The organism is Streptococcus sp., assembly GCF_030528045.1.
Taxonomy (GTDB): Bacteria; Bacillota; Bacilli; order Lactobacillales; family Streptococcaceae; genus Streptococcus.
Genome location: NZ_JAUMZR010000003.1, coordinates 14,571 through 31,532, shown reverse-complemented (window position 1 = coordinate 31,532; position 16,962 = coordinate 14,571). Strand labels below are relative to the sequence as shown.

At 41.9% G+C, this 16,962-nt stretch carries 10 protein-coding genes and 1 pseudogene; all 11 read left to right on the top strand.

The window, feature by feature from the left end; all coding sequences use genetic code 11:
- Position 1 precedes the first annotated feature (1 nt).
- Positions 2-1,372 carry a cell division protein FtsA gene (ftsA, locus tag Q4A91_RS01135; protein ID WP_303204222.1) on the top strand — a complete coding sequence of 457 codons (1,371 nt, stop codon included), beginning with the start codon at positions 2-4 and terminating at the stop codon, positions 1,370-1,372.
- Between the two features lie 16 nt (positions 1,373-1,388).
- Positions 1,389-2,645 carry a cell division protein FtsZ gene (gene ftsZ, locus Q4A91_RS01130; RefSeq protein ID WP_303204221.1) on the top strand — a complete coding sequence of 419 codons (1,257 nt, stop codon included), beginning with the start codon at positions 1,389-1,391 and terminating at the stop codon, positions 2,643-2,645.
- Between the two features lie 3 nt (positions 2,646-2,648).
- Positions 2,649-3,320, top strand: a complete 672-nt coding sequence (locus Q4A91_RS01125; RefSeq protein ID WP_303204220.1) for a YggS family pyridoxal phosphate-dependent enzyme — start codon at positions 2,649-2,651, stop codon at positions 3,318-3,320.
- Positions 3,321-3,329: 9 nt separating this feature from the next.
- Entirely contained in the window at positions 3,330-3,863 is a 534-nt protein-coding gene (locus tag Q4A91_RS01120; RefSeq protein WP_303204219.1) for a cell division protein SepF, read from the top strand.
- On the top strand, positions 3,860-4,120 hold the full coding sequence (locus tag Q4A91_RS01115; protein WP_000576501.1) for a YggT family protein: 261 nt from the start codon (positions 3,860-3,862) through the stop codon (positions 4,118-4,120). The genes Q4A91_RS01120 and Q4A91_RS01115 overlap by 4 nt, the downstream gene beginning before the upstream one ends.
- Complete coding sequence (locus Q4A91_RS01110) at positions 4,117-4,908, top strand: RNA-binding protein (RefSeq protein WP_303204218.1); 792 nt, start codon at positions 4,117-4,119, stop codon at positions 4,906-4,908. The genes Q4A91_RS01115 and Q4A91_RS01110 overlap by 4 nt, the downstream gene beginning before the upstream one ends.
- 8 nt (positions 4,909-4,916) lie before the next feature.
- A complete protein-coding gene (locus tag Q4A91_RS01105) occupies positions 4,917-5,711 on the top strand; it encodes a DivIVA domain-containing protein (protein ID WP_070568426.1) in 795 nt (264 codons plus the stop codon).
- A 251-nt stretch (positions 5,712-5,962) separates the two neighbouring features.
- Entirely contained in the window at positions 5,963-8,755 is a 2,793-nt protein-coding gene (gene ileS / locus Q4A91_RS01100; protein ID WP_303204217.1) for an isoleucine--tRNA ligase, read from the top strand.
- Between the two features lie 291 nt (positions 8,756-9,046).
- Positions 9,047-15,985: pseudogene (locus Q4A91_RS01095) on the top strand (SIALI-17 repeat-containing surface protein).
- A gap of 249 nt (positions 15,986-16,234) precedes the next feature.
- On the top strand, positions 16,235-16,525 hold the full coding sequence (locus Q4A91_RS01090) for a YSIRK-type signal peptide-containing protein (protein WP_303204216.1): 291 nt from the start codon (positions 16,235-16,237) through the stop codon (positions 16,523-16,525).
- Positions 16,526-16,951, top strand: coding sequence for a hypothetical protein (locus Q4A91_RS01085; protein ID WP_303204215.1), 426 nt, complete (start codon positions 16,526-16,528; stop codon positions 16,949-16,951).
- Positions 16,952-16,962 lie beyond the last annotated feature (11 nt).

The following is a 16,962-nucleotide window of genomic DNA, read 5'->3' as shown; positions in this document are numbered from 1 at the left end:
AATGACTAGAGATGGTTTTTTTACAGGCTTAGATATCGGAACTAGCTCGATTAAAGTGCTAGTAGCTGAGCATAGAGATGGCGAAGTAAATGTAATTGGTGTTAGTAATGCCAAAAGTAAAGGTGTAAAAGACGGAATTATTGTTGATATTGAAGCAGCTGCTTCAGCAATCAAATCTGCAATCACACAGGCAGAAGAGAAAGCGGGTATTTCTATTAAGTCTGTTAACGTTGGCCTTCCAGCAAACCTCTTGCAGGTTGAACCAACACAAGGAATGATTCCTGTAACTTCAGATACCAAAGAAATCACAGATCAAGATGTTGAAAATGTTGTCAAATCAGCTTTGACAAAGAGCATGACTCCTGATCGTGAAGTGATTACCTTTATTCCAGAAGAATTCATCGTGGATGGATTCCAAGGAATTCGTGACCCTCGTGGTATGATGGGTGTTCGCTTGGAAATGCGTGGCCTGCTTTACACAGGTCCTCGTACGATTCTACACAATCTTCGTAAGACGGTTGAGCGTGTAGGTATTCATGTTGATAATGTGATTATTTCACCTTTGGCGATCGTGAACTCCGTTCTCAATGAAGGCGAACGCGAATTTGGTGCGACTGTCATTGACATGGGTGGAGGTCAGACTACTGTAGCGACTATCCGTAACCAAGAATTGCAGTTCACTAACATCTACCAAGAAGGTGGAGATTACGTTACAAAAGACATTTCTAAAGTCTTGAAAACATCTCAAAAAATTGCAGAAAGTTTGAAACTGAACTATGGTCAAGCCTACGTTCCACTTGCAAGTAACGAAACTTTCCAAGTTGAAGTAATTGGTGAAGTAGAACCTGTTGAAGTAACAGAAAGCTATTTGGCAGAAATTATCTCAGCACGCATCAAACATATCTTTGACCAAATCAAACAAGAGTTGGAAAGAAGACACTTGTTGGATTTGCCAGGAGGTATCGTCCTTATCGGTGGAAATGCAATTTTGCCGGGAATTGTTGAATTAGCCCAAGAAGTATTTGGTGTTCGCGTAAAACTTTATGTACCAAATCAAGTTGGAATTCGCAACCCTGCATTTGCTCACGTGATTAGCTTGTCTGAGTTTGCTGGTAAATTGACGGAAGTCAATCTTCTTGCTCAAAAAGCAGTTAAAGGAGATGAATTCCTTCGTCAAAAACCAATCAACTTTGGCATTCCAAATCAACGTTTGAATCCAGTAGCGCAACCAAGTCCAGCACAAGCAGCTCCAGCTGAAACTGTGCAGGAAGCTCCAGTTGCTCCCAAGGAAGAATTCCAAGCAAGTTCTCAAAGTAAACCGAAGCTAACAGAACGTTTCCGTGGTTTGATCGGAAGCATGTTTGATGAATAAAAGAGGATAAGAAATTATGACATTTTCATTTGATACAGCAGCAGCTCAAGGCGCAGTTATTAAGGTAATTGGTGTCGGTGGTGGTGGTGGTAATGCCATCAACCGCATGGTTGACGAAGGTGTTGCTGGTGTAGAATTTATCGCAGCCAACACTGATGTACAAGCCCTTAGCAGTACGAAAGCAGAAACAGTTATCCAACTTGGTCCAAAATTGACTCGTGGTTTGGGTGCTGGAGGTCGTCCAGAAGTTGGACGTAAAGCTGCAGAAGAAAGTGAAGAAGCTTTGACGGAAGCTATCACTGGAGCGGACATGGTCTTTATCACTGCAGGTATGGGTGGTGGATCTGGTACAGGTGCAGCCCCTGTTATTGCACGTATCGCTAAAGATCTTGGTGCTCTTACAGTTGGTGTTGTGACACGTCCTTTCGGATTTGAAGGAAGCAAACGTGGTCAGTACGCTGTAGAAGGAATCAACGAACTTCGCGAGCATGTTGATACTTTGTTGATTATCTCTAATAACAACTTGCTTGAAATTGTTGATAAGAAAACGCCACTTCTTGAAGCTCTTAGCGAAGCAGATAACGTTCTTCGTCAAGGTGTTCAAGGGATCACTGACTTGATCACGAACCCAGGATTGATTAACCTTGACTTTGCTGACGTGAAAACTGTAATGGCAAACAAAGGGAATGCCCTTATGGGTATCGGTATCGGTAGTGGTGAAGAACGCGTTGTTGAAGCAGCTCGTAAAGCAATTTACTCTCCACTTCTTGAAACAACTATCGATGGTGCAGAGGATGTCATCGTCAACGTTACTGGTGGTCTTGACTTGACCTTGATTGAAGCAGAAGAAGCTTCAGAAATTGTCAACCAAGCAGCTGGCCAAGGTGTAAACATCTGGCTTGGAACATCAATTGACGAAAGCATGAAGGATGAAATCCGTGTTACAGTTGTAGCGACAGGTGTTCGTCAAGAGCGCGTGGAAAAAGTAGTTGGAGCTCGTAAAAACCAACCAGTTGGACGTCCATCAACTAAAGCGCCACAAGCACACACATTTGACCGTCAATTCGACTTGGAAGAGACAGCAGAATTGCCTAAATCAAGCCCACGTCGTTTTGAAACAAACCAAGCCTCTGCTTTTGGAGACTGGGACTTGCGTCGTGAGTCAATTGTTCGCCAAACAGATCCAGTTGTTTCACCAGTAGAACGCTTCAAAACACCAGTTTCACAAGATGAAGATGAATTGGATACACCTCCATTCTTCAAAAATCGTTAATCAATGAATTTGAAAAAAAATACTGAATTAGTTTTTCAGCAAATAGCTGATGCTAGTCAAGAAGCCAACCGTGATCTAGATGCTGTTTCAGTAATCGCAGTGACAAAGTATGTAGATGTACAAACAGCGGAAGCCTTGCTTCCGCTTGGTGTCCGTCATATAGGTGAAAATCGAGTTGATAAATTTTTAGAAAAATATCAGGCCTTGAAAGATTACCCAGTTACTTGGCATTTAATAGGAACACTACAGAGACGGAAAGTGAAAGAAGTAATCCCATTTGTGGATTACTTTCATGCTTTAGATTCCCTTAAGTTAGCCCAGGAAATTCAAAAGAGAACAGATCATGTTATCAAGTGTTTCTTGCAGGTCAATATTTCTGGGGAAGAAAGCAAGCATGGGTTTTCAAAAGAAGAATTGCTAGAACTTTTGCCAGAATTGGCTAAGTTAGATCAGATTGAGTATGTTGGTTTAATGACCATGGCTCCTTTTGAGGCAGACAGTGATGAATTGAAAGAAATTTTCAAGAATACGCAGGCTCTGCAAGCAGAAATTAGAGAAAAACAAATCCCTAATATGCCGATGACAGAGCTAAGCATGGGAATGAGTCGTGATTTTAAAGAAGCGATTCAGTTCGGCTCAACCTTTGTTCGAATCGGTACAGCATTTTTTAAATAGGAGAGAGCTATGTCTTTAAAAGATAGATTCGATAAATTTATAGATTATTTTACAGAAGACGGAGAAGAAACGACTAACTACCAGGCTCAACAAGAGGAAACAGTTAGCCCAGCCATCTCATCTTCTAAAGAATTACCAGCACCTGCTCAGTCAGGATCAGCAAAAGATGCAAATATTACTCGTCTTCATGCGCGACAGCAAGAATTGGCAATGCAAAGCCACCGTTCAGATGAGAAAGTGACAATTGACGTTCGCTATCCAAGAAAATATGAAGATGCAACGGAAATTGTAGATTTGTTGGCTGGAAATGAAAGTATTTTGATTGATTTCCAATACATGACAGAAGTACAAGCCCGTCGTTGTCTTGATTACTTGGACGGAGCCCGTCATGTCTTGGCTGGAAATATGAAAAAAGTTGCGAGCACGATGTATCTATTGACTCCTGTCAACGTTGTCGTGAATATTGAAGATATCAAACTTCCAGATGAATCACAAAGCGCTGAGTTTGGTTTTGATATTAAACGAAATAGAGCAAGAAAATGATTTTCTTAATTCGTTTAATCCAAAATGCGGTTAGCATTTATTCCATCATTCTCGTTGCATTTGCTCTTCTTTCATGGTTTCCAAATGCCTATGAAAGTCAGCTAGGTCGCCTAGTTATCAGACTTGCTCGTCCAGTTATTGAGCCCCTTCGTAAGCTCAATCTACAATTTGCTGGCCTTGATTTTACGGTTTGGGCAGCGCTGATTCTGATTCAGTTTGTTGGAAATCTCTTAACACGACTAGTCCTATTACTATGACAGAAAATCGAGCCATTTATCAGCATTTTTCCCAAGATGATAGTCCCTTTATTGATAAGGGGTTAGAGTGGATCAAGCGGGTAGAAGATACCTATGCGCCGGTACTTACTCCTTTTATCAATCCCCATCAGGAACAGATTTTGAGGGTACTAGCTGGGACATATGGACTGAGTTGCCAAAGTAGTGGTGATTTTCTTCCGACAGAGTCGGTTCGAGTTCTTCTCTATCCAGATTACTTTGAACCGGAGATATCAGACTTTGAAATGGCCTTGTTGGAAATTTGCTATCCGAGTAAATTTGAACAACTGAGTCATGGAAAAATATTGGGAACAATCATCAACCAACTAGGAATTGACCGTAAATTATTTGGTGATATCTTGGTAGATGAAAAGAGAGCACAGATTTTTGTCAATCGTGATTTCATTCCTCTTTTTCAGGATGGAATAAGAAAGATTGGCAGACTTCCTGTATCGCTGGAGGAATGTCCTTTTACCGATAGGATTATATCTAAAATTGACTATAGAGAACGAGAAATTTTAGTTTCGAGTTTTCGATTGGATGCCCTCTTATCAAGTGCCTTGAAATTATCTAGAAATCAAACTAGTCAACTGATTGAGAAAAAATCTGTCCAGGTAAATTATCATGTTGTTGAAAAATCTGATTACCAGGTTGCAGTTGGAGATTTGATCAGTGTGAGAAAGTTTGGTCGTTTGAAAGTTGTCAAAGACAATGGTCAGACAAAAAAAGACAAGATAAAATTAAGCATTCAATTATTATTAAGTAAGTGAGGAAAAGTATGCCAATTACATCGTTAGAAATTAAAGATAAAACCTTTGGTACAAGATTTAGAGGTTTTGACCCAGAAGAAGTAGATGAATTTCTGGATATCGTTGTTCGTGACTATGAAGACTTGGTTCGTAGTAATCACGATAAAGAGACACACATCAAGAGTTTGGAAGAACGTTTGTCTTACTTTGATGAGATGAAGGATTCCTTGAGTCAGTCAGTTTTGATTGCTCAAGATACAGCGGAGCGTGTTAAACAGGCTGCTCAAGAACGTTCAAACAATATTATTCAACAAGCTGAACAAGACGCTCAACGTTTGCTTGAAGAAGCGAAATACAAGGCAAATGAAATTCTCCGTCAGGCAACAGATAATGCGAAGAGAGTGGCTGTTGAGACTGAAGAGTTGAAGAACAAGAGCCGTGTATTCCATCAACGCCTCAAGTCTACGATTGAAAGTCAATTGGCTATTGTCGAGTCATCTGATTGGGAAGATATTCTTCGCCCAACAGCTACTTACCTTCAGACAAGTGATGAAGCCTTTAAAGAAGTGGTGGGTGAAGTTCTTGGTGAAACTGTATCTTTACAACCAGAGGAAGAGCCTATTGATATGACTCGTCAATTCACACCAGAAGAGGTTGCTGAATTACAAGCTCGTATCGAGGCTGGCAACAAAGAATTAGCTGAGTTTGAAGCTCAACAAAATCAACAGACAGAAGAAAGTGACCAGCATGAAGAGCCAGTTGAAGTAGAGGCTACTGCGGCAACTGAGGACGATGCAAACAAAGAATCTGTTCTTATCCTATAAAAAATGTGAGAACAAGATCCAACCAACTATATTTTCAGCGAGCGGGAGATGGTGAGAGTCCTGCAATCCCTAGTGGTTAGATTATCCTCTCAATAAATCTAGTCCGAAAGCAGTAAGACTAGACGTCCCCCACGTTACGGGAAAAGAGGAAAAGAGACCCTGTCTTTTTTCGAACAAAGGTGGTACCACGATTTTCGTCCTTTTTGCGAATCGTGGTTTTTATTTTGTCATTTTAAATTAAAGGAGTAACAATGAAACTTAAAGAAACCCTCAATCTAGGGAAAACAGACTTTCCTATGCGTGCTGGTCTTCCAACTAAAGAACCAGTTTGGCAAAAAGAATGGGAAGAAGCAAAACTTTACCAACGTCGTCAAGAATTGAACCAAGGAAAACCGCATTTCACCTTGCATGATGGACCTCCGTATGCAAACGGAAATATCCACGTTGGACATGCCATGAACAAGATTTCCAAAGATATTATTGTTCGTTCTAAGTCTATGTCAGGATTCTATGCACCGTACATCCCAGGTTGGGATACACATGGTCTGCCAATCGAGCAAGTCTTGGCAAAACAAGGCGTTAAACGCAAAGAAATGGACTTGGTTGAGTACTTGAAACTTTGCCGCGAGTACGCTCTTTCTCAAGTAGATAAACAACGTGAAGACTTTAAACGATTGGGTGTTTCTGGTGACTGGGAAAACCCTTATGTGACCTTGACTCCGGATTATGAAGCGGCTCAGATCCGTGTCTTTGGTGAAATGGCTAAGAAAGGCTATATCTACCGTGGTGCCAAGCCTGTCTACTGGTCATGGTCATCTGAGTCAGCCCTTGCTGAAGCGGAAATTGAGTACCATGACTTGCTTTCAACTTCCCTTTACTATGCTAACCGCGTCAAAGACGGAAAAGGTATGCTCGATACAGATACTTACATCGTTGTGTGGACAACTACACCATTTACTATCACAGCATCTCGTGGTTTGACAGTTGGAGCAGATATCGATTATGTATTGGTACAACCAGCTGGTGAATCTCGTAAGTTTGTCGTTGCTTCAGAATTGTTGAATAGCTTGTCTGAGAAATTTGGTTGGGCGGATGTTCAAGTCTTGGCGACCTACCGTGGTCAAGAATTGAACCACATTGTGACAGTCCACCCATGGGATACAGCTGTAGATGAGTTGGTGATCCTTGGTGACCACGTTACGACTGACTCTGGTACAGGTATTGTCCATACAGCCCCTGGTTTTGGTGAGGACGACTACAATGTCGGTGTTGCCAACGGCCTTGAAGTTGCTGTAACAGTTAACGAACGCGGTATTATGATGGAAAATGCTGGTCCTGAATTTGCGGGTCAGTTCTATGACAAGGTTGTGCCGACTGTTATCGAAAAACTGGGCGATTTGCTCCTTGCTCAAGAAGAAATCTCTCACTCATACCCATTTGACTGGCGTACGAAAAAACCAATCATCTGGCGTGCTGTTCCACAATGGTTTGCCTCTGTATCTAAATTCCGCCAAGAAATCTTGGACGAAATTGAAAAAGTGAAGTTCCACTCAGAATGGGGTAAAGTGCGTCTTTACAACATGATTCGTGACCGTGGTGACTGGGTAATCTCTCGTCAACGTGCTTGGGGAGTTCCCCTTCCTATCTTCTATGCTGAAGACGGAACGCCAATCATGACAGCTGAAACGATTGAGCACGTGGCTCAACTCTTTGAGGAAAACGGTTCTATCATCTGGTGGGAACGTGATGCTAAAGATCTCTTGCCAGAAGGATTTACGCATCCAGGTTCACCAAATGGCGAGTTCAAGAAAGAAACAGATATCATGGACGTATGGTTTGACTCAGGTTCATCATGGAATGGAGTAGTGGTCAACCGTCCAGAACTCAAATATCCAGCAGATCTATACCTTGAAGGTTCTGACCAGTACCGTGGTTGGTTCAACTCATCACTTATCACATCTGTTGCTAACCATGGCGTTGCTCCTTACAAACAAATCTTGTCACAAGGTTTTGCCCTTGATGGTAAAGGTGAGAAGATGTCTAAATCTCTTGGAAATACGATTGCTCCAAGTGATGTTGAAAAACAATTTGGTGCGGAAATCTTGCGTCTCTGGGTAACAAGTGTTGACTCAAGCAACGACGTGCGTATCTCTATGGATATCTTGAGCCAAGTCTCTGAAACTTACCGTAAGATCCGTAACACTCTTCGTTTCTTGATTGCCAATACATCTGACTTTAACCCAGCTCAAGACGCAGTGGCTTACGATGAGCTTCGTTCGGTTGACAAGTACATGACCATTCGCTTTAACCAGCTTGTGAAGACCATTCGTGATGCCTATGCAAAATTTGAATTCTTGACAATATACAAGGCCTTGGTGAACTTTATCAACGTTGATTTGTCAGCCTTCTACCTTGACTTCGCTAAAGACGTTGTCTACATTGAAGGTGCCAAATCACTCGAACGTCGTCAAATGCAAACTGTCTTCTATGACATTCTTGTGAAAATCACCAAACTCTTGACACCAATCCTTCCTCACACTGCAGAAGAAATCTGGTCATATCTTGAGTTTGAAGCTGAAGAATTTGTTCAATTGTCTGAATTACCAGAAGCTGAAACTTTTGCCAACCAAGAAGAAATCTTGGATACTTGGGCAGCCTTCATGGATTTCCGTGGACAAGCTCAAAAAGCCTTGGAAGAAGCACGTAATGCCAAAGTTATCGGGAAATCACTCGAAGCCCACTTGACAGTTTATCCAAATGAAGTGGTGAAAACTCTTCTTGGAGCAGTAGATAGCAATGTGGCTCAACTCTTGATCGTGTCAGAATTGACCATCGCTGAAGGTACAGCTCCAGAAGATGCCGTTAGCTTCGAAGATGTAGCCTTTACAGTTGAACGCGCTACAGGTGAAGTATGTGACCGTTGCCGTCGTATCGATCCAACTACTGCTGAACGTAGCTACCATGCCGTCATTTGTGACCACTGTGCAAGCATCGTAGAAGAAAACTTTGCGGATGCAGTTGCAGAAGGATTTGAAGCGAAATAATCAGATTAGAAATATGTCTTCTCATAGTTTAAGATGAGAGGAAAGGTAAAAGAGAGAAAGTCATTTCTCTCTTTTTTGCTGGAAAAAGTTTAGGACAAAGGAGGGAAATCTAACATTTGTAGGAAAAGTTTTAAGTTGATTTTCTGAGATTTTTTAAAAGAGGAGTCGTGTTTTGGTACTTTTCAAAAGCACGTGTTGCTTCTAAAAATCGCGACAAATAATTTGAATAATCAAGTGAAATCAGGTAGAATAGAAAGGATTGAATAATATATTGAAGAGGAAATTTTGAGAATGAAACAACAGTTTTATGGAGAAAAACGACAGCGCTTTTCTTTCAGGAAGTTGTCAGTTGGACTCGTCTCGGCGACTATTGGAAGCTTCTTTCTGAGTGGCCAAATAGCTGGGGACTTGACTTCTGTAAAGGCAGCAGAAATTCAAAGTCAGCAGTCTGCTCAGGTCAAATACCAATACATAGTGGAGTCTGAATTGACGGAGGTAGAGAAGAGCGCCTTGATCAGGGAGATTCCAAAGCATGTTGAGGATACTTCAGAGACCTATTACTTAGTTTATCGTCCGACTACTCAAGGGGATTCATCTGGAGCATTGCCTAAGACAGGTCACTCCGGCCTTTGGGAATCAACTTTTACAGCGATGGTCTTGCATTACTAGTGCTTGTAGTTGTTAGAGGCAGAAATGGGAAGAGGTATTTATCTTCGATCTTGTTGGTAACTGGAATGGGATCTATACTTCTATCTCCAACAGTCTTAGCAGTGACGAATATCGAACTTGCGGCATATAATCAAAGTCTTAACTTGGGTCTTGGAGATGCACTTCCAGCGCCATTGAAAATTGACGGTTACGACTATATCGGTTACTTAAAGAATGAAGAACAAAATGATAGTCATTTAACTCATTCTGCTCAGAAGGAAAATCTGACACTTGACTTGGAGAAAGAGAAGGAAAGAGATCTAAAACCAAGTGAAACAAATCTAGATATGAAAGAGATTGTTTCGGATAAGGGTGATGGTTTAACTGAGGAAGAAAGAGAAACTATAGCTGCTAAGGAGAGAGAGTCTGCTCGTTTAAGCCCCGTTTATGACTTGCCAGAACTAAAAATTAGCGAGCAGGAGTCAGTTCAAGAACTTCCTTATCAGACAAAATACCAATATTCAGATGAATTGGCTCAAGGCCAATCAAAAGTTATACAATCAGGTGTTCGAGGTCAACGTACAGTAGTGACTCGTCATTTTCGTAAGGATCAAGAAATCGTGAAAAGCGAAATGATCTCTGATCAAGTGACGGTTAAACCTGTTTCTGAAATTATTTTAGTTGGAACAGCTCCAACTAACTCGATACCAAAAGAAACTCCAGTTCACGAAGTTCCGGAGTTGACAGAATATGGCACAACTCCAGAAACAGCGCCAGTTCATGAAGTTCCAGAATTGACAGAATATGGCACAACTCCTGATACAGCCCCAGTTCATGAAGTTCCAGAACTGACGGAATACGGTACAACTCCAGAAACAGCGCCAGTTCACGAAGTTCCAGAATTGGCAGAGTATGGCACTAGTCCCGATACATCTCCAGTTCAAGAGATTCCAGAACTGACGGAATATGGGAAAAATCCTGATAGAGCTCCTATTCATGAGAATTCTGAGTTGGAATTGACTACAAATGATGAGGTTAGAATAGAAAAGATTGATTTTTCTATTGACGAGCAATATACAGATGAGCTTCCAGAGGGAAGTCGTCAAATTGCAACTCTAGGAGGCCAAGGTGAGCGTACGATTAAGACTCGTGTTTACAGCTCTAACGGTCAGGAAATCGATCGTCAAGAGTTATCTAATGAAGAAACCATGGCTCCCGTAACACAGATCGTCAAAGTCGGAACTGCTAAACCAAGCATGGTACCAAGCGATGCACCGAAAGCAGACGCTCTGCCAGAGTATCCGCTAACTTATACCGACGAAACTCGGGTTGAGAAAATTAACTTCACCATTTGTGAAGAAGAAACGGATGAGCTTGTTCGAGATGCTCGTCAAATCAAAACTCCGGGTGTTGAGGGTGAGCGTACGATTAAGACTCGTGTCTACAGTTCTAACGGTCAAGAGGTTGACCGTCAAGAACTTTCGAATGAAGAAACCTTGGCTCCCGTAACACAGATTGTCAAAGTCGGAACTGCTAAACCAAGCATGGTACCAAGCGATGCACCGAAAGCAGACGCTCTGCCAGAGTATCCGCTAACTTATACCGACGAAACTCGGGTTGAGAAAATTAACTTCACCATTTGTGAAGAAGAAACGGATGAGCTTGTTCGAGATGCTCGTCAAATCAAAACTCCGGGTGTTGAGGGTGAGCGTACGATTAAGACTCGTGTCTACAGTTCTAACAGTCAGGAAATCGACCGCCAAGAGTTGTCTGACGAGGAAACACTAGCTCCTGTAACACAAATTGTCAAAGTCGGGACTGCTAAGGCAAATATGGTACCAAGTGATGCACCGAAAACAGACGCTCTGCCAGAGTATCCGTTGACTTATACTGACGAAACGCGCGTTGAGAAGATTGAGTTCAATATCGAGGAGCAATATACCGATGAATTGGTTCAAGATGCTCGTCAAATCGAAACTCCGGGTGTTGAGGGTGAGCGCACGATTAAGACTCGTGTCTACAGTTCTAACGGTCAGGAAATCGACCGTCAAGAGTTATCTAATGAGGAAACCCTAGCTCCAGTAACGCAAATTGTCAAAGTCGGCACAGCTAAGCCAACTATGGTACCAAGTGATGCACCGAAAGCAGATGCTTTAGAGGAGTTCGATTTAATTTCACTGCATAATCTCTTGGAAGAAGCGGATCAGATTAAAGCTCAGGCCCGTTATTTCAATGATAGTCAGAGTCATCAAGCTAACTATGATACTGCTTTGACGGCTGGTCAAGCGATTCTGAGCCAATTCCAAGCCAGCCAAGCAGAAGTCAACCAACTGATGGGACAAATCAATCAAGCCAAGGCTCAATTAAGTGGACTTGAGGTTGTCAAAACAGCTCTTCAGACTGAGTACGATTTAAATCCAACGGTTAAAACCTCGGTTAAATATAAGAATGCGGATTCAGATAAGCAGACAGTTTATACAGACGAATTGACTAAGGCTGAAAGAGTTCTGAACAATCAAACTGCTACACAAGTACAGGTCAACCAAGCTCTTGCTAGCCTAAAAGTAGCCAAAGAAGCACTGAATGGAGTGCCTAAAGTCAAGCCGACAGTTTCCATTCTAAGTCTAACCGAGAATGCTGATGATAAGTCGGTGACGGTCCAATATAGATTGGAAGACCAGACCCAGTCCTTCCGTTCAGCGACTGCAGAATTGTACCGGGGAGATCAGCTAATTCGCACTCTTCCAATTACCAACTTTGCTGGCAGCTTGAAAATTGGCGACCTAGACTACTACACAGGCTACACTCTAAAAACTAAGTTGACTTATGAACTCGATAATGGTAGCTTTACTGAGTTTGAAACAGACAGTCGTAACTTTGAGCTAGAATACAAGAAGATTGCCTTCCGTGATATTGATTCCGTTGAGTTTTATCATAAAGAAAACGATCAATACAAGCGCTTTGTATCAATGAGCTCTATACCTACGGATCTGTCTACTTACTTCGTCAAAATCAAGTCAAGTGAATCCAAGGAAATTCTCCTTCCAGTTCATAGTATCTCCGAAGCAGAAAAAGATGGCAAGGCAGTCTATAAGGTTAATGTAACCCTTCCTGAACTCGTCCAAGAAAGTGAAGCGGGCTATAAGTCTGGGCACGACTTCTACATCAGTAAGGCAGTCCCAAGTCAGCAAGATGTCTACACTAGCTTTGCTGGATTGGTAGACGCTATGAAGCGAAATATGGCAGGAAACTATGTGTTGGGTGCTGATTTGGATGCGAGCGAGGTCAACCAAGCTCCTGCGGACTATGTCTACCTCAAAGGGAACTTCACCGGCAGTCTGACGGGCAGTCAAAATGGCAAGCAATATGCGATTTATAATCTAGCCAAACCTTTATTTGAAAACCTCAAGAGTGGGTCTACCATTTCAAATATCGACTTTAAAGATGTAAATATCGTGGGTACCTATGACTCGGCTGCGCTGGCACGCAATGCGGAGAATGCGCGAATCACAGATGTTTCTGTTCAGGGGAGAGTATCGGTAGTAGGAAACGCCTCTAACGTAGCGGGTCTAGTAGTTAATGGAACCAATACGAAAATCACGAATAGTTCCTTTACTGGTACCATCCTATCTAACAGTCAACACATCAAAGCTTATAATGTAGGTGGTTTGGTTGGACGTCTAGAAAACAATGCTCGAATTACCAAATCTTATGTGACAGGAAAACTATATGATGCAACCACTAACGGTCAAATCGGTGGAGTGGTCGGCTCGAACTACTTTAATGGTTTAGTTGATAATGTGATCAGCAATGTTAGCGGTACAAATGTTTACAGTATTTCTGGGGATCAGGGCTACAAAAACGACCGTATTACGCAAGCATATAAAATTGCTAAAAGTGAAACCTTGAAAAACGATCAGTTTGTTACTTCTACTATTACTCAAGAAGAAATGGAAGAAAAACTGACTGCTATGGACATCACGACTAGCCTAGATGACACGAATCTAAATATGCGTTTTGTCGACTATGGTGAGGTAAACAATGCTCAATTCGACCGTGGATATTCTTATGCAAATATGGAGAAGCTGCTTCCTTTCTACAATAAAGAAACCATTGTTTCGTTTGCTAACAAGATTCCGAAAGAGCATAAGTTGAATAAGGAGTACCTACTGGATGTTGTTCCGATGAAGGGTGACCAGATTATCACTGATATCCATGGCAATAAAACAGCAATCAACCGTTTGATGCTGCACTACATGGACAATACCATTGAATACCTAGAAATATCTTATCAGGGAGATTTCGTCAACCAAGGTATTGCTGAGTATAGGATGAAGGGGTTAGACCTTCTTTATACTCCAGAAGCCTTTGTATCAGATTATACTAGCATTCTAAATCAAGTGTTACCAGAGCTGAACAAGGTCGTTCTTGATTCGCCAGCTATGCGCACAGTTCTCGGAGTAGCAGCAGGCACTTCTTTAGATGAACTATACTTAGACACTGCATTTACGCAAGTTATCAGGTGAGCTTCGCAAAGTGCTAGCTATGGATAAGGCTATCAATACTGAAGGTGAAGTAGTTAAGGATTATCTTGTTAAGAAGATTCTTGCTGATAAAGAAGCTTTCCTATTAGGTTTGACTTACCTTAACCGTTGGTACAATATCAACTATGACAACTTTAATGTTAAGGACTTGTCGGCTTACAAGATGGATTTCTACGGTAAGAATGACGTTTCGGTTCTTGATACAATCATTGCTTTAGGGAAATCAGGACTTGAGAATCTCAAGGCTAAGAACAACTATATAGCATATGATAATTCGCTCTCTGAAGCAACTGGCAAGCGAGGACTCTTCAATTACCTTGAAGGCTACCGTCAGCTCTTCCTACCATACAAGACCAATAATGAATGGCTCAAGACCAATACAAAAGCCTACATCGTTGGGGCTAAGTCCGATGTAGCAGAAGCGAGACAGCTTCAGGACGCAGCCGAGGGCAAGAGCAAGTACTCTGTCGGTGTTTATGACAAGATTACTGCAGATAATTGGGAACACAAGGGCATGCTCCTGCCACTCTTGACCATGACGAAGAAAGGTGTCTATGCTATCTCTAATATGTCTACCTTCTCTATGGGAGCTTATGATCGCTACCGCCTGGATGCCAATAACAGAGTGCGCACAGACGCAGAACTAGTTGAATATGTCGAAGACAGAGTGAGAAAAACAGCTGTATACCAGCGCGACCATTATGATTTCTGGTACAAGATTCTGAATCCAGAAAGCAAGGACAAGCTCTTCCGTTCTGTTCTGGTTTATGATGGGTTCTTCTTGACTGACAAAGCAGGACAAAGCTATTGGGCACCAGCTAATGACAAAAAATCACAGGCTATGCAGGAATTCTTTGGACCAGCCGGTAAGTGGTATCCAAGCAAAGGCTACAATGCCTATGCTACGGGAAGTGTTACCCATTTTGATAGAGCACGATTGTTAGAAGACTATGGAAACTCTGTCTACACCCATGAAATAACCCATAACTCTGACGGTGCAATTTACTTTGAAGGTTATGGTCGTCGTGAGGGCTTGGGTGCGGAACTCTATGCTCGTGGATTCTTGCAATCTTCGTCAAGTGCAGATGAACCAACCATTACGCTCAATACTCTCTTCAAGGTGGACAAGGATTCTAAGACACGTATGCATACCTATAATTTCAAGGAACGTGTTCAAAATGAAGCAGATCTGCAACACTATGTCCATGGTATGTTTGACATGTTCTACACCTTGGACTATCTAGAAGGTACTTCTATGCTGAAGCAGAGTGATGCTGCCAAGTTACAGTGGTTCAGGAAGACGGAGAATTACTATATTACAGATAAGTATGGCAAGGAGACCCACGCTGGTAACCAGACGCGAAGCTTCACTGCTGAAGAAATCAAGCAGCTGAAGACCTTTGATTCCCTGATTGAAAATGATGTGATCACTCGTCGAGAGAACAAGGAAAGTGGGAAATATGGTCGAAATGGCTACCTCAGTCTCAGCCTCTTCTCACCGATTTACTCAGCCTTGAGCAATCCAAATGGAGCACCAGGTGACGTTATGTTCCGTCGCACAGCCTATGAATTACTGGCAACCAAAGGCTACCATGAAGGATTTGTCTCTTATGTTTCTGGTCAGTACTCTCAGGAAGCCTTTGATGAAGGGAAGAAAACGTGGGACGGATGGTCTGGAAGAGATGTCGGTCTCGTGACAGACCAGAAAGTCTTGGAAAATGTATTTAAGGGTGAATACACCTCTTGGGCAGCCTTCAAGAAGGCCATGTATAAGGAACGGATTGATAAGTTAACTAAGCTCAAACCAATCACTATTGAGTACGAGCTTAAAAATCCAAACAGTACCAAGAAAGTAACCATTCGCTCTTATGCAGAGATGCAGCAGTTGATGGACGCAGCAGTGGCAGAAGATGTACGCAATATTACCAATGCTACTAGCCGTGTCGAAGCTAGCTGGGTTAACCTGCTCAAGAAGAAGATTTACAACGCTTATCTTCGTGAGACAGACGACTTCAGACAGTCTATTTTCAAGAAATAAGGAAACGATTCTGTTTGATTAAAATTTGAAAAATTCCTAGGTTTAAGGCTGCCTAGGAATTTTTTCTGTGATTCTCCATGATCTTGTTTATGAATTCAAAATCTGATAAGATAAGGATTTTTAAAGCGCAAATGAACTGAAAAGATTAGCAGTTTTTTGCGGCTATTATTTATAGCAAATAAATTGAATAATCTAGTAAATTTCGGTAGAATAGAGGGGATTCAAATCATGATGAAGGAAAGATTAGGAATGAAAAGAAGTTATTTAGGAGAAAAGCACCAGCGTTTTTCATTGAGAAAAGTTTCGGTTGGTTTGGTTTCTGCTTTGGTAGGGGGTTTCTACCTTTTTAGTGGAGGAGGTTCTCTTGCAAGTGTAGCAGCTAGTGAACAGACGCCATCCGTCACAAAACAGGTTCACTATAAGTACGTGACAGAGAGTGAGCTCACGGACCAAGAGAAGCAATTGGTAGTCAAAGAATTGCCACAGTTTGCTGAGAAAACAGATGATACATACTATTTAATTTATCGTCCGACGAGATAGTTGCCTGCAACTGGTCACAGCCAACTCATTATCTCAATTGCAGCGGGGGCAGGTATTGTACTACTGGTCGTAGCGATTAAACTGGGCAGAGATGATCGCAAAAAGCTAGCTTCATTTATGCTTTTAACCAGTCTAGGAAGTCAGCTGATCGCGCCAACTTCCTTGGCTTTGACAAATCAAATGCTGGCAGACTATAATCAGGAATTGACTGTACAGGTCGGGGAAGCATTGCAATCTCCACTTACGATTGAAGGCTACCAATATGTAGGGTATTTGAAGTCTCAAAAAGAAGAGAAGTCTTCAGTTGATGGCAAGAAAGAGTTGAATCATTCGGCTCCTATTGATACTCCAGTTCAAACTTCAAACGGAAGTCAAGCACAGGAAGAGTATCGTGCTCAGAAAACAAGTGAAGCTCCTGTCTTTTAACAACCAGAGTT

What these genes read in the sequence shown, in the direction of transcription:
- ftsA (WP_303204222.1), top strand. Translation starts at nt 2, where the DNA reads ATGACTAGAGATGGTTTTTTTACAGGCTTAGATATCGGAACTAGCTCG.
- ftsZ (WP_303204221.1), top strand. Translation starts at nt 1,389, where the DNA reads ATGACATTTTCATTTGATACAGCAGCAGCTCAAGGCGCAGTTATTAAG.
- Q4A91_RS01125 (WP_303204220.1), top strand. Translation starts at nt 2,649, where the DNA reads ATGAATTTGAAAAAAAATACTGAATTAGTTTTTCAGCAAATAGCTGAT.
- Q4A91_RS01120 (WP_303204219.1), top strand. Translation starts at nt 3,330, where the DNA reads ATGTCTTTAAAAGATAGATTCGATAAATTTATAGATTATTTTACAGAA.
- Q4A91_RS01115 (WP_000576501.1), top strand. Translation starts at nt 3,860, where the DNA reads ATGATTTTCTTAATTCGTTTAATCCAAAATGCGGTTAGCATTTATTCC.
- Q4A91_RS01110 (WP_303204218.1), top strand. Translation starts at nt 4,117, where the DNA reads ATGACAGAAAATCGAGCCATTTATCAGCATTTTTCCCAAGATGATAGT.
- Q4A91_RS01105 (WP_070568426.1), top strand. Translation starts at nt 4,917, where the DNA reads ATGCCAATTACATCGTTAGAAATTAAAGATAAAACCTTTGGTACAAGA.
- ileS (WP_303204217.1), top strand. Translation starts at nt 5,963, where the DNA reads ATGAAACTTAAAGAAACCCTCAATCTAGGGAAAACAGACTTTCCTATG.
- Q4A91_RS01090 (WP_303204216.1), top strand. Translation starts at nt 16,235, where the DNA reads ATGAAAAGAAGTTATTTAGGAGAAAAGCACCAGCGTTTTTCATTGAGA.